Source organism: Achromobacter sp. D7-1, from assembly GCF_059760445.1.
Window position 1 is genome coordinate 20,688 of sequence record NZ_JCBAMT010000009.1, and the last position, 13,779, is coordinate 34,466.

11 protein-coding genes are annotated in these 13,779 nt (G+C 65.4%); 10 read left to right on the forward strand and 1 reads right to left on the reverse strand.

Annotated features, from left to right (window positions below):
- The 4 genes from AC6LKD_RS06010 to lpxC all read left to right on the forward strand — a co-directional run bounded on the left by AC6LKD_RS06010 (position 1) and on the right by lpxC (position 4,594).
- A complete protein-coding gene (locus AC6LKD_RS06010) occupies positions 1 to 825 on the forward strand; it encodes a cell division protein FtsQ/DivIB (RefSeq protein ID WP_013391531.1) in 825 nt (274 codons plus the stop codon).
- A 4-nt stretch (positions 826 to 829) separates the two neighbouring features.
- Positions 830 to 2,056 carry a cell division protein FtsA gene (gene ftsA, locus AC6LKD_RS06015; RefSeq protein ID WP_006217473.1) on the forward strand — a complete coding sequence of 409 codons (1,227 nt, stop codon included), beginning with the start codon at positions 830 to 832 and terminating at the stop codon, positions 2,054 to 2,056.
- Positions 2,057 to 2,245: 189 nt separating this feature from the next.
- Positions 2,246 to 3,430 carry a cell division protein FtsZ gene (ftsZ, locus tag AC6LKD_RS06020; protein WP_013391532.1) on the forward strand — a complete coding sequence of 395 codons (1,185 nt, stop codon included), beginning with the start codon at positions 2,246 to 2,248 and terminating at the stop codon, positions 3,428 to 3,430.
- 240 nt (positions 3,431 to 3,670) lie between these two features.
- Positions 3,671 to 4,594, forward strand: coding sequence for a UDP-3-O-acyl-N-acetylglucosamine deacetylase (gene lpxC, locus AC6LKD_RS06025; RefSeq protein WP_013391533.1), 924 nt, complete (start codon positions 3,671 to 3,673; stop codon positions 4,592 to 4,594).
- Between the two features lie 254 nt (positions 4,595 to 4,848).
- Here the strand turns inward: lpxC and AC6LKD_RS06030 are convergent, their stop codons facing one another.
- A complete protein-coding gene (locus AC6LKD_RS06030; protein ID WP_013391534.1) occupies positions 4,849 to 5,256 on the reverse strand; it encodes a DciA family protein in 408 nt (135 codons plus the stop codon).
- A 127-nt stretch (positions 5,257 to 5,383) separates the two neighbouring features.
- Here AC6LKD_RS06030 and AC6LKD_RS06035 point away from each other — a divergent pair, with 127 nt between their 5' ends.
- The 6 genes from AC6LKD_RS06035 to AC6LKD_RS06060 all read left to right on the forward strand — a co-directional run bounded on the left by AC6LKD_RS06035 (position 5,384) and on the right by AC6LKD_RS06060 (position 13,712).
- Positions 5,384 to 6,355 (forward strand): M23 family metallopeptidase, encoded by a 972-nt coding sequence (locus AC6LKD_RS06035; RefSeq protein WP_013391535.1) that lies wholly within the window; start codon positions 5,384 to 5,386, stop codon positions 6,353 to 6,355.
- Between the two features lie 191 nt (positions 6,356 to 6,546).
- Positions 6,547 to 9,282 (forward strand): preprotein translocase subunit SecA, encoded by a 2,736-nt coding sequence (gene secA, locus AC6LKD_RS06040; protein WP_498115524.1) that lies wholly within the window; start codon positions 6,547 to 6,549, stop codon positions 9,280 to 9,282.
- A gap of 13 nt (positions 9,283 to 9,295) precedes the next feature.
- Positions 9,296 to 10,015 (forward strand): VOC family protein, encoded by a 720-nt coding sequence (locus AC6LKD_RS06045; protein ID WP_498115525.1) that lies wholly within the window; start codon positions 9,296 to 9,298, stop codon positions 10,013 to 10,015.
- A gap of 199 nt (positions 10,016 to 10,214) precedes the next feature.
- A complete protein-coding gene (locus tag AC6LKD_RS06050) occupies positions 10,215 to 10,970 on the forward strand; it encodes a GntR family transcriptional regulator (protein ID WP_013391539.1) in 756 nt (251 codons plus the stop codon).
- Entirely contained in the window at positions 10,967 to 11,956 is a 990-nt protein-coding gene (locus tag AC6LKD_RS06055) for a tripartite tricarboxylate transporter substrate binding protein (RefSeq protein ID WP_492275968.1), read from the forward strand. Before AC6LKD_RS06050 ends, AC6LKD_RS06055 begins: the two co-directional genes overlap by 4 nt.
- A 61-nt stretch (positions 11,957 to 12,017) precedes the next feature.
- On the forward strand, positions 12,018 to 13,712 hold the full coding sequence (locus AC6LKD_RS06060) for a thiamine pyrophosphate-binding protein (RefSeq protein ID WP_013391541.1): 1,695 nt from the start codon (positions 12,018 to 12,020) through the stop codon (positions 13,710 to 13,712).
- Positions 13,713 to 13,779 lie beyond the last annotated feature (67 nt).

Consider the following 13,779-nt stretch of genomic DNA (forward strand, 5'->3'; position numbering starts at 1 on the left):
GTGTGGAACGACGCTCGCACCACCAACCTGATCGCCAACACGCTGGCCGTGCTGGCGGTTTGCGCCATGCTCGTCGCGGGCGTGGTGTGGGTGGTGCAACGCCCGTTCTTCACGCTCTCGGCCATCGAGCTGGAATCGATGCCGGACACCGAGCTGCACTACGTCTCCACGGGGGCGGTGCGGTCGGCGATCGCGGGCCGCTTCAAGGGCAATTTCTTCACGGTGGACCTGGACGACGCGCGCGAGATCTTCGAGTCGGTGCCGTGGGTCCGGCACGCCACCGTGCGGCGGATCTGGCCCAATGTGCTGCGCGTGCGGATCGAGGAACAGCAGCCTCTGGCGCTGTGGAACGAGAACCAGATGATCAACACCTGGGGCGAAGCGTTCACGGCCAATACGGGCGAGGTGGACGACGAGACAGTGCTGCCGCAGTTCTCCGGTCCGGAGGGCACCGAATCGCTGGTCGTGCAACGCTACGCCGAACTGGCCCGCTGGTTCGCGCCGCTCGATATGCACGTGACGCAGCTGGATCTGAGTCCGCGCTACGCCTGGCGCGTGGTGCTGTCCAACGGCATGTCGCTGGACCTGGGCCGAGATCCGGGCGCGGACGCGCCGGATCCGCATGGCCTGCCGGGCGCTCTGCCGTTCGCGGCCCGAATTCAACGTTTTGTGCAGGCGTGGCCCGCCGTGTCGGGGCGCCTGGAAGGGCGCACCGTGACGCAGGCCGACCTGCGCTATCCCAATGGTTTCGCCCTGGCGCTGGCCCCGTTGCCGCCGTCGGAAACCAAATCCAAATCCATACCGAAACCTCCCAAGAAACGCTAACGCCATGACCCGTGACATCAAGGACCTTATCGTCGCCCTCGATATCGGCACCAGCAAGGTGGTGGCTGTGGTGGCTGAAATTTTGCCTGAAGGGCGATTCGAAGTGCTAGGCCTGGGCCAGCACGAATCGCGCGGCATGCGCAAGGGCGTGGTCGTCAACATCGAGACCACTGTGAATTCCATCCAGCGCGCGCTTGAAGAAGCCGAGCTGATGGCAGATTGCAAGATTCGCGACGTCTACACCGGCATTGCCGGCAGCCATATCCGCAGCTTCAACTCCAGCGGCATGGTCGCCGTGAAAGACAAGGAAGTCACCGCCACCGACGTTGCCCGCGTCATCGAGACCGCCAAGGCGGTGAACATCCCGACCGACCAGCAGGTGCTGCACGTGCTGACGCAGGAGTTCATCGTCGACGGCCAGGAAGACATCCGCGAGCCCATCGGCATGAGCGGCCTGCGCCTGGAAGTGCGCGTGCACATCGTGACGGGCGCGGTCAGCGCCGCCCAGAACATCGTCAAGTGCGTGCGCCGCTGCGGCCTGGAAGTGCAAGACCTGATCCTGCAGCCCCTGGCGTCCAGCCTGGCCGTGCTGACCGCCGATGAAAAAGAACTCGGCGTGGTGCTGGTCGACATCGGCGGCGGCACCACCGACGTTGCCATCTTCACCGGCGGCGCGATCCGTCACACCGCCGTGCTGCCGATTGCCGGCGACCAGATCACCAACGACATCGCCGCGATGCTGCGCACGCCCACGCCCGATGCAGAGGAAATCAAGCTGCGCTACGGCGTGGCCAAGCAGGTGCTGGCCAGCCCGGACGAGTCCGTGGAAGTGCCGGGCCTGGGCGACCGCGGTCCGCGCCAGGTCAAGCGCCAGGCGCTGGGCGCCGTGATCGAACCGCGCGTGGAAGAACTGTTCACGCTGGTGCAGCAGGTCGTGCGCGATTCCGGCTACGAGGACCTGCTGGCGTCCGGCGTGGTCCTGACCGGCGGATCGGCGCAACTGCCCGGCATGATCGAACTGGCCGAGGACGTGTTCCTCAAGCCGGTGCGCGTGGCGGTGCCCGAATACGAAGGCAGCCTGGCCGACGTGATGCGCAATCCGCGCTTCTCGACGGTGATGGGCTTGTTGCAGGAAGCACGGATGCAGCGCGTGCGCGGCCGCAAGGTCGCCGCCCAGACCGGCAATTTCAAGAGCCTGCTGGCGCGCATGAAGGAATGGTTCATGAACTGAGTTTCAAGGGGCAGGTTGGGGCCTGTCCTTGGTGCGGTTCGCAGCAGTAACGCGGGCCGGGCCAGAAGAGGGGAGGCGCTTCAAACCCGTTGCGGGCCCGTCCGGCGACGAGTTTGAGGCGATTCACAAAACATAGGTTGGTTGGGGAATTTTTGTGATTTGCGAAATCGGACTTGTGAGGGAGTCATCATGATGAACTTTGAGATGCTTGAGAACAACACCAAAGGGACCGTTATCAAGGTCGTTGGTGTGGGCGGTGCGGGCGGCAATGCCGTGGCGCACATGATTCGCAGCGGTGTGCACGGGGTGGATTTCATCTGCGCCAACACCGATGCGCAGGCACTGGCGGCGACCAACGCCCCGGTGCAGATCCGTCTGGGCCGTACCGGCCTGGGCGCGGGCGCCAAGCCCGAGCAGGGACGTGCGTCGGCTGAAACCGCGCGCGAGGAGATCCGTGCCGCGCTGAATGGCGCGCACATGGTCTTCATCACCGCCGGCATGGGTGGTGGCACCGGCACCGGCGCAGGTCCGGTCGTGGCCGAAGTCGCGAAGGAACTGGGCATTCTGACGGTGGGCGTGGTCACCAAGCCTTTCACCTTCGAAGGCAACAAGCGCCTGAAGATGGCCGAGGACGGTATCTCGGAACTGGCCAAGCACGTGCATTCGCTCATCGTGGTGCTCAACGAGAACCTCTATGAACTGATGGACGAGGACGCGACGCAGGAAGACTGCTTCCGTTCGGCCGACGACATCTTGCACAACGCTTGCGCGGGCATCGCCGAAATCATCAACGTCGAAGGCAACGTCAACGTCGACTTCGAAGACGTCAAGACGATCATGGGCGAGCAGGGCCAGGCCATGATGGGCACGGCGTCGGCTTCGGGTGCGGACCGCGCCCGCGTGGCCGCCGAGCACGCCATTGCTTGCCCGCTGCTGGAAGGCGTGGACCTGAACGGCGCTCGTGGCGTGCTGGTCAACATTACCGCCAGCCGCTCGCTGAAGATGCGCGAAACGCGCGAAATCATGGAAACGATCCGCAGCTATGCTTCGGACGACGCGACCGTGATCTTCGGCACCGCCTACGACGAATCCATGGGCGAAAACCTGCGCGTGACCGTGGTGGCAACTGGCCTGGGCCGTGCGCAAGCGCGTCCGCAGCTGGTGCAGAACACCGCTGAAGTGCTGCGTACCGGCACCGACAACATGCCCATGGGCACGATGCCGGCTGGCGGTCAAGGCGATTACCGCAACCTGGACATGCCGTCTGTCATGCGCAACCCGCGCAGCCAGGCGTCGGCCCAGGTGCGTGCTCTGGAAAGCTCGGGCATGGATCATTTCGACATCCCGGCATTCCTGCGCAAGCAAGCGGATTGAACCTAGGAGCCGATTTCTGGCTCTAATTGCACTCCCTCATCTCCGGCCTGCCTGTCCCCACAGGCAAGCCGGAGGCAGAGCGGTCCGTGTTTCCCTTGCACGGTTTCAATAAGGGACGGAGGTATCGGTCGATCCGGACGCCAAATGGCGCCAGGGATCGGACAGAGTTACAATACGTCAGTTACGCCGGCAATCTGCTTGTCTTCTTGCCGGCTTCCTGGCTCAAAACACCCAAGTCTCATGTTCCGACAGCGCAGCATTCAGAATCTCGTCCGCACGACAGGCGTCGGCGTCCACTCCGGACGGCGGGTCGAGCTCACCTTGCGCCCGGCACAACCGAATACGGGCATCGTGTTCCATCGCGTCGATCTGCCGCAGGTCGTGGATCTGCCCGCGCAGGCCACCGGCGTGGGCGATACGCGCATGGCATCGGTGTTGCAGCAGGGCAATGTCCGCGTGTCCACGGTGGAACACCTGATGTCGGCGCTGGCCGGCCTGGGTATCGACAACCTGCATATCGACCTCACTGCCGAAGAAGTCCCCATCATGGACGGCAGTGCGGCCACGTTTGTCTATCTGCTGCGCTCGGCAGGCATCGTTGAACAGAACGCGCCCAAGCAATTCATCCGCGTGTTGAAGCCGGTGGAAGTGCGCGAAGGCGAAGGCCGCAACGAGAAATGGGCCCGCCTCGAACCCCATGAGGGCTACGCGCTGGCGTTCTCGATCGATTTCCGCCACCCCGCCATCGACTCCACGGCCAATTTTGCCGAGATCGATTTCGCCACGCACTCGTATGTGCGTGAAATCGCTCGCGCGCGCACCTTCGGTTTCGTCAATGAAGTCGAGGCCTTGCGCTCCATGGGCCTGGCCCGCGGCGGCAGCCTGGACAACGCCATCGTCATGGACGAGTACCGCGTGCTCAATAGCGACGGACTGCGCTACGACGACGAATTTGTAAAACACAAGATCCTGGACGCCATCGGCGACCTGTATCTGCTGGGCAAGCCCCTGGTGGCGCGCTACGTCGCGTGCAAGTCCGGCCACGGCCTGAACAACCAGCTAGCCCGTGCGCTGCTGGAGCAACGCGACGCCTGGGAACTGATTACCTACGAATCCCAGGCTGAAGCACCGCAGGCGTTCCGCCAAGAGTGGCAGCTGGCCTAGAGCCAGGCCCACTCCCTACCCGCTGACGCGGGCCCCCTCCAGGGGCGACGTCTGCGGACCGGCAAAGCCGGCTCCGCGACGTCCGCGCTATCATCTTGCGCGGCTAGGTCCCTGAGGACTCCCAGAGGATGTGACGGTCGTCATCCTCTAGCGCTTTAGGCGCAAACCGGCGGCAAACCATAGGATGGATCCGTCCGAGAACTTGGTTTCGCTTCGTTTCCGGGAGGCCCGGATCACGGACAACCCGGCTGGCTTCAGCTACTCTTGTGGTGCTTCAGCAGCTTGGCGACCGCGTCGGCCAGAGGGCCTGGCCGCAGGTTGTCGTGCAGGGTCTCGAACGCGCCCAGGGCGGTGTCGCCCAGTGGTTGCGCCTCTTTGGGAGGGCGCGGCTGGCGGGCGCCAGGTTTGGGCAAACCCGCTTGTACCTTGACGGCGATTTCGTTAAGGTTCCAGCCTTGGTCTGCCAAGGTCCGCGCGATGCGCGGTGCCAATTGACGCATCTTGGCCGCATGCGCGGCACTCGGCACCACCAGGTGCAGGCACTGGTTTTCCAGCTTGCCCACCTGGCATACGGCGCCCAGCGGGGCGGGCAGAACCGCCGCCACCGCGTACTGGATTTGCAAGTGCTTGCGGGCGGTCGCCAGAACGCCGGCGCCCCGCATGTCATGACCCAGCCATCCCAGGGCGGTATCTTCTTTCCGCCGGCTGGAACTGGAACGTTGACGGTATGAAGTGGGTCTATTCATGCCGGCTCTAAGAATTAGGAAGCAAACCTTGAAAATCGTGATTATGCACGCCCGCGACGGGCGGGACGGGCATTTCACCCTGGGCGGCGCGCGCCTCGCGCTGTTTCTGGGGGGCGCCTTGATCACGGCCGCCATCTTTGGCGCCGCGTTACAACGATACCTTACTCCGATCCTGCCGGCCGTACATACCGTGGGCTGGCCGCTGGCGGGCCAACCCGGGCGCGACGCCGATTTCCTGCGCGGAAACATGAATCTGCTGGCCGCCAAGGTGGGGGCGCTGCAGGCCAAGCTGGTAAGCATCGACGGCCTGGGCCAGCGCGTGGCCAAGGTGGCCGGCGTGGCTTACACCGATCCCGAGCTGGCCAAGCAACTGGCCGTGGCGCAGCCCGAGGCGCTGACCCAGCCCGAAGCCACCCAGGTCATGGACGATCTGTTCACCGACCACCCGCCGCCCAGCGCGGCCTCGGCCGAGGCGCTAGGCCGCCAGCTCGACGAGATCCAGGCCAGGCTGGCCCAGCAGTCGGACAATCTGAAGCTGCTGGACGCGGCGCTGACCAAGCGGTCGGCGGACCAGGCGCGCATGCCGACCGCCATGCCCATCACCGATTATCCCTATCTGAGCTCGTCGTACGGCTGGCGCCGCAACCCCGTGACCGGCCGCAGCGCCATGCACGAGGGCCTGGACTTCGCCGCGCCTCCGGGTACGCCCATCCTGGCGGCTTCGGGCGGGGTAGTGCTGGAGTCCAAGTTCCAGCCGGGCTACGGCAATATGGTCGAGATCGATCATGGGGACGGTTTGATCACCCGTTATGCCCACGCTTCCTCCCTGATGGTGAAGCAGGGGCAACTGGTCGAACGCGGCCAGCAGGTGGCCCGCGTAGGCAGTTCCGGCCGTTCCACCGGCCCGCATCTGCACTTCGAGGTCCGCCTGGCCGGGCAGCCGCTGGACCCACGCCTGTTCCTGGGACCGCATCAGACTGCGCCGCCTTCCGCGGTGGCCCACGCCGGGCAGTGAACCTGGGCGGTCCGCGCCGGTCAAACCGGCCGGCAGTGCTACCCTGTCCATAGGTTCAGGCTATTGCGCTCCAGGTGCGTTAAACTGGTTCGTTTTCCAGCGGACCCCCGCTCAACCAATAACATCAAGTCACGGGTGACGCTGCTCCGGCCTTTTGCGGGCGCGGCGTGGCTCGTGCGGCCGACATACGCATGGTTTCTCTGCTCAAAAAACTCATAGGCAGCCGCAACGACCGGCTGCTTAAGCAGTATCGCAAGCTGGTAACCCAGATCAATGGGCTCGAACCCAAGATCTCCGCGCTCTCCGATGCGGAGCTGGCGGCCAAAACCGAGGAATTCCGTTCCCGCCACGCCCAGGGCACATCCCTGGACGATCTGCTGCCCGAAGCGTTCGCGGTTGTGCGCGAAACGGGCAAGCGGGTGTTCGGCATGCGCCACTTCGACGTGCAGATGCTGGGCGGCATCGCCCTGCACAGCGGCAAGATCGCCGAAATGCGCACGGGCGAAGGCAAGACGCTCATGGCGACCTTGCCGGTCTACCTGAATGCGATCGCCGGCAAGGGCGTGCACGTGGTCACGGTGAACGACTACCTGGCCCGCCGCGACGCCGAATGGATGGGACGCCTGTACCACTTCCTGGGCCTGAGCACGGGCGTGGTGGTGCCGCAGCAGCCCAACGAGGAAAAGAAGGCGGCTTACCTCGCCGACATCACCTACGGCACCAACAACGAATTCGGCTTCGACTACCTGCGCGACAACATGGAATACCGTGTTGAAGACCGTCGCCAGCGCGGGCTGTTCTACGCCATCGTCGACGAAGTGGACTCGATCCTGATCGACGAAGCTCGCACGCCGCTGATCATCTCCGGCCAGGCCGAAGACCACACCGAACTCTACGTCCGCATGAACGCGGTGCCGCCGCTGCTCAAGCGCATGGCCCACGAGCCCAAGCCGCAGGAGCCGGAACCCGAAGGCGACTACTGGGTCGACGAAAAGAGCCAGCAGGTCTACCTGTCCGAAGCCGGGCACGAGAACGCCGAAGGCATCCTGTCGCGCCTGGGCATCCTGCCCGAGGGCGAATCGCTGTACGACCCGCGCCATATCGCGCTGATGCACCACCTGATGGTGGCGCTGCGCGCCAACACGCTGTTCTTCCGCGACCAGCAGTACGTGGTGCAGGACGGCGAAGTGGTGATCGTCGACGAATTCACCGGCCGCCTGATGGTGGGCCGCCGCTGGTCCGATGGCCTGCACCAGGCGGTCGAGGCCAAGGAAGGCGTGAAGATCCAGCACGAGAACCAGACGCTGGCGTCGATCACGTTCCAGAACTACTTCCGCATGTACGAAAAGCTGTCCGGCATGACCGGCACGGCCGATACGGAAGCCTACGAATTCCAGGAAATCTACGGGCTCGAAACGGTCATCATCCCGACCAACAAGCCCATGGTCCGCAAGGATCAGAACGACCAGGTCTTCAAGACCGACGGCGAAAAGTACAACGCCATTCTCGAAGACATCCGCGACTGCCACGAACGCGGCCAGCCGGTGCTGGTGGGTACCACCAGCATCGAAAACTCCGAGCTGCTGTCGGGCCTGCTGAAGAAGGCCAAGCTGCCGCACGAAGTGCTGAACGCCAAGCAGCACGCCCGCGAAGCCGAGATCGTCGCCGAAGCCGGCAAGCCTGGCCACATCACCATCGCCACCAACATGGCGGGCCGCGGCACCGACATCGTGCTGGGCGGCAGCGTCGACAAGCAGGTCGACCTGATCCGCGCCGACGAGTCGCTGTCCGAAGCCGAAAAGGAAGCCCGCATCGCGAAGGTGCGCGCCGACTGGAAGCCGCTGAACGAGCAGGTCAAGGCCGCCGGCGGCCTGCGCATCATCGGCACCGAACGCCACGAATCGCGCCGTATCGACAACCAGCTGCGCGGCCGTGCCGGCCGCCAGGGCGATCCGGGCTCGTCGCGCTTCTATCTGTCGCTGGAAGACTCGCTGATGCGCATCTTCGCGGGCGACCGCGTGCGCGCCATCATGGAACGCCTGAAGCTGCCCGAGGGCGAGCCCATCGAGGCCGGCATGGTGACGCGTTCGATCGAGACCGCGCAGCGCAAGGTGGAAGGCCGCAACTTCGACATCCGCAAGCAATTGCTGGAGTACGACGACGTCGCCAACGACCAGCGCAAGGTGCTGTATTCGCAGCGCAATGACGTGCTGGAAGCCGCCAGCGTGGGCGCCACCGTGCAGAACCTGCGCGATGCCGCCGTGGCCGAGATGGTCAACACCTACGTGCCGCCGGAATCGGTGGAAGAACAGTGGGACGTGCCGGCGCTGCAAAAGGCGCTGGAAGCCGACTGGCACGTGCAGTTGCCGCTGACCGAAATGCTGGAAAAGGAAGCCAGCCTGACCGACGACGACCTGCGCGAGCGTGTCGTTGGCGCGGCGCGCGACGCCTACCAGGCCAAGGTCGACCAGGTGGGCACGGAATCGTGGTCGCAGTTCGAGCGTTCGATCATGCTGCAGGCGATCGACACGCATTGGCGCGAGCACCTGTCGGCGCTGGATTACCTGCGCCAGGGCATCCATCTGCGCGGCTATGCGCAGAAGAATCCCAAGCAGGAATACAAGCGCGAAGCCTTCGAACTGTTCTCGGGCATGCTGGACCGCATCCGCGACGACGTGGTCCGGGTGCTGATGACGGTGCGCGTGCAGTCGCAGGAACAGGTCGAACAGGCCGAGGCCGAAGCGGCGCAGCCGCACGTGCAGAACGTGCAGTATCACCATTCCGATTACGACGAAGCGCTGGCCCAGTCCGAACCGGAAAGCGGCGCCCAGCCCGTGCGCAATGCCTTGCCCAAGGTCGGCCGCAACGACCCGTGCCCTTGCGGCAGCGGCAAGAAGTACAAGCAGTGCCACGGCAAGCTCGTCTGATCCAGGAGCCATCATGCTGCATTCCGTCGGCCGCACTGAATTCGACCATGCCGTGGTCATGGTGCGCGACCGGCTGGATGCGCTGGCCCCGCATTTCGAACGCCAGGGGTTCCACCTCAGCGACAAGGCGGTGCACAACCTGGGGTCGTGCAACCGGCTGATCGTGCTGGAAGGCACGTATGTCGAACTGCTGGGCTGGCCGCCCGGCGCGCCGCCCGCCCGCAAGGAAATCGCCGATTCGCCATTTGGGCTGGAAGCGCTGGTGTTCCGCACCTATGATGCCGAAGCCACTCGCGAGCGCCTGCTGGCGGCTGGGTTTGCCGTCAACCCGGTCCAGGAACTGAGCCGTCCCGCCATGCTGGACGGCCAGGAAGTCCAGGCCCGTTTCCATACCGTGCGCTTCGCCGAGCAGCCCTTGCCCGGCATCCGCATGTATTTCTGCCGCCATCTGACGCCCGAGTGCGTGTGGTCGCCTGAACTCATGGCGCACCCCAACGGCGCGCGCAGCCTGGTGCGCATCGATGCCGGGGCGCAGGATGCACGCGCGGTCGCACAGCGGCTGGCGCTGGTGGCCGGCGTGGACGCCGAGGCCGCAAACGGCGGCTGGGACGTGCCGCTGGCTAATCTGCGCATCCACGTGAGCCAGGATGCGGCAGCAGCAGCGCCCACGCTCTCGACATTGACCCTGGAAAACAAGGACGGCGCCCACTACACGCTGGACACCGGCCTGTAAGCGCCAGGCGGCAGGCGCCGCCGCAGGAATGAATGGCCCGCAATGTCCGCATTGTGGGCTTTTTTTCGCCCTGCGTTTGCCTCGCTCAGGGGCGTGCAGGGAGGTCGACTTACGGGGAAACCCGGGTTGTTGCGCCAACTGTATGCACTTTAGTATGCATTTCATTCCCGGCCATCCAACCGAGCGCAGGTGAGCAGGCATGACCCAATCCTCAATCGCAATCCGGCCCGCGGCGCGCACCAAGGAAGCTCAGGCCGAGCTGTATAACGCGGTCAAGGCGATGGCAGTGCGCTTTGACTTCAAACCCGGCGAACGCATCAACGAGGTGGAGCTGGCCCGCAGGCTGAACGTCAGCCGCACGCCGCTGCGCGAAGTCCTGAACCAGCTGATGGTCGAGGGCTTCCTGACCCGCTCGGTCAATCGCGGTTTCATTGCCCGCCTGCTCGACGCCAAGCAGATTCACAGTCTCTACGAGTACCGCGCCGTGCTGGAGGCGGGCATCGTGCGCGCGGCCTGCGAGCGCGCCAGCGACGAAGAGCTGGCCAGCCTGCGGGAGTTCGTCGAGCGGTCCCGCGACCTGCCCGAGGACAGCGACGCCACCCGCCTGCTGGAACTCGATGAGGCTTTCCATCTGACGCTGGCGCGCTACTCGCGCAACGAGGAGTTCGTGCGCGCGCTGGAAAGCGTCAACGCCCGCATCCACTTCGTGCGCTGGATCGACATGCAGCAGGGGCGTCGCAGCCACACGCAGAGCGAGCACCTTCGCATCGTCGAGGCGCTGGAACGGCGCGACATCGCTGCCTTGCCGGACCTGATGGGCGCGCATATCGGCCGCCGCCTGGATCAGATCACCGACGTCATACGCACCGGTTTTTCCACGATCTACATGCGGGACCAGGTCGAACCCGCCACGGCAGCGCCGGCCAACACCATACAAGCAGGGGAAAATCTATGAATCACGGGATCAAGCGCGGACTGGCTGCGCTATGCATGTTGTCCGCCACGGCAGGCGCATTCGTCACGTCGCCGGCCACCGCCGCAGAGGAACGGCCGCTGATACTGGTCGTGCCGTATCCCCCTGGAGGCAGTACCGACATCCTGGCGCGCATTCTGCAGCCGCGCCTGTCGCAGCAATTGGGCGGCCGCGCGGTGGTGGTCGAAAACCGGCCGGGGGCGGCCAGCCAGATCGCCACCGCCTTCGTGGCGCGCGCCGAACCCGACGGCAACACCTTGCTGGTCAGCTTCGACAACCATGGCATCAACCCCGCCGTGAAGCCCAAGCTGCCCTACGACACGTTCAAGGACTTCGTCGCCATTTCGCAGACGGTGCGCTTCCCGCTGGTGCTGGGCGCCAATCCCGGCGTGCCTGGGGATAACCTGAAGGAATTCCTGGCCGCCGCGGCCAAGCAGCCGCCCAACAAGTTCAACTACGCCTCGACCGGCGTGGGCTCGTTGAACCATTTGGCGCCCGAAGAGCTCAAGCGCCTGTCGAAGGTCGAACTGCTGCATGTGCCGTACGGCGGCGGCGGACCGGCCATCCAGGCGGTGGTGGGCGGCCAGGCCAGCATGACCTGGTTGAGCTTCGCCGCCCTGCGCGGCCAGATCCAGGCCGGCAAGATCAAGCCGCTGGCGGTGGCGGGCGACAAGCGCCTGGCCGACCTGCCCAATGTGCCGACGGTGGCGGAATCCGGCTTCCCGGGTTTTGTCGCCTATTCCTGGAGCGGCATGTTCGCGCCCAAGGGCACGCCGGACGCAACGGTAAAAAAGCTGACCGCTGATTTCAAGGCCGTGCTGGCCGATCCGGAAATCCGCAAGAAGGTCACGGACGCGGGCTTCGAAATCGTGGCCTCCGACGGTCCGGCGCTGGACGCCTACGTGAAGTCGGAATACGACCGCTGGAGCGCCTTCATCAAGAGCAGCAACATCAATCTGGACAACTGAACCACGCGCGGCCGGCGGAGTGCCGCCCGGCCGCGGCGCGTGCAACACAAGTGGAGATGACATGGAAAACATGACCGGCGCCGAAGCCATGGTGCGCATGCTGCAGCACAACGGCGTCAAGCACATATTCGGCCTGTGCGGCGATACCAGCCTGCCGTTCTACGACGCGCTGTACCGGCTGGACCACGGCATGCAGCACATCCTGACGCGCGATGAGCGCAGCGCCGGCTACATGGCGGACGCCTATGCCCGCGTGACCGGCAAGGTCGGCGTGTGCGAAGGCCCCAGCGGCGGCGGCGCAACCTATCTGCTGCCCGGCCTGGTGGAGGCCAACGAATCGTCGATCCCGGTGCTGGGCATTACCTCGGACGTGGCGGTGGGCTCGCGCGGCAAGTATCCGCTGACCGAACTGGACCAGGAAGCGCTGTACCGTCCGCTGACCAAATGGAACCGCACCATCGACCGCGCGGATCAGATTCCCGGTATGGTGCGCGCCGCCTTCCGCGCCATGACGACCGGCAAGCCCGGCGCCGCCCATCTGTGCTTTCCGTATGACGTGATGAAGCAGCAGGTGGAGGCGTCCGATGTCTGGGCCCAGCCCGAGCACGGACGGTTCCCGGCCATGCGCTATGCGCCGGATCCGCTGGATGTCGCGCGCGCCGCGCAGCGGCTGGTCAGCGCGCGGGCGCCGGTGATCATCTGCGGCGGCGGCGTGGTCATCGCCGGCGCCAGCGGCGCCTTGCAGGAATTGGCCGAATCGCTCAAGGCCGCGGTCTGCGTGACCGTGAGCGGGCAGGGCAGCCTGGCCGACAACCATCCCTTGAACGCGGGCGTGGTCGGCTCCAACGGCGGTGTGATGGCGACGCGCGACGTGGTGGCCGCGGCCGACGTGGTGCTGTTCGTCGGCTGCCGCGCCGGTTCGACCTCCACCGAGCACTGGCGCTTTCCGAACCGCGACGTGCCCATCCTGCATATCGACATCGATCCCATGGTGATCGGCGCCAACTACCTGACCGAAGTCGGCATGGTGGGCGACGCCAAGCTGGCGCTGGAGGCCCTGGGCGTGGAGGTCGCGGCCCGCCTGGCGCACCGTCCCGCGGATGCCGCCGACGGCGCGGTGCTGGCTGGCCGCGCCAAGGAGGCTCGCCGGGCGCAGCTGGAGCCGCTGGCCCACAGCCTGGACGCACCCATCCGCCCGGAGCGCGTGGTGCAGTCCCTGAACCGCCTGCTGCCGGACGACGCGGTGGTCTGCGCCGACCCCGGCACGCCTTGCCCGTATTTCTCCGCCTACTACGACGTGTCGCGCCCCGGCCGTCATTTCATCACCAACCGCGCGCATGGCGCGCTGGGCTTCTCCATGTCGGCGGCGCTGGGCGCCTGGGTCGGCCGGCCGCAGTCCAAGTGCGTGTCGGTGATGGGCGACGGCAGCTTCGGCTTCACCGTGGGCGAACTGGAAACCATTGTGCGGCACAAGGCGCCGCTGCTGATGGTGGTGTTCTCCAACTCGGTCTATGGCTGGATCAAGGCCAGCCAGAAGGCGGGCTACGACAAGCGCTACTACAGCGTGGACTTCAACCGCACCGACCATGCCCGCATCGCCGAAGCCTATGGCGTCAAGGCCTGGCGGGTGGAGGATCCGGCCAAGCTGGATGCCGCCATCAAGGCGGCAATGGAGCATGACGGCCCGGCGCTGATCGACGTGGTGGCGCAGCCCTTGCAGGATGCGGCGGCGCCGGTCAGCCAGTGGATGGGCTGATACAGCAGTCATATACTGGTCCGCTTTGGCGGAGCCCTCCGCCAAAGCGTAATGACAGGAGAGTCGG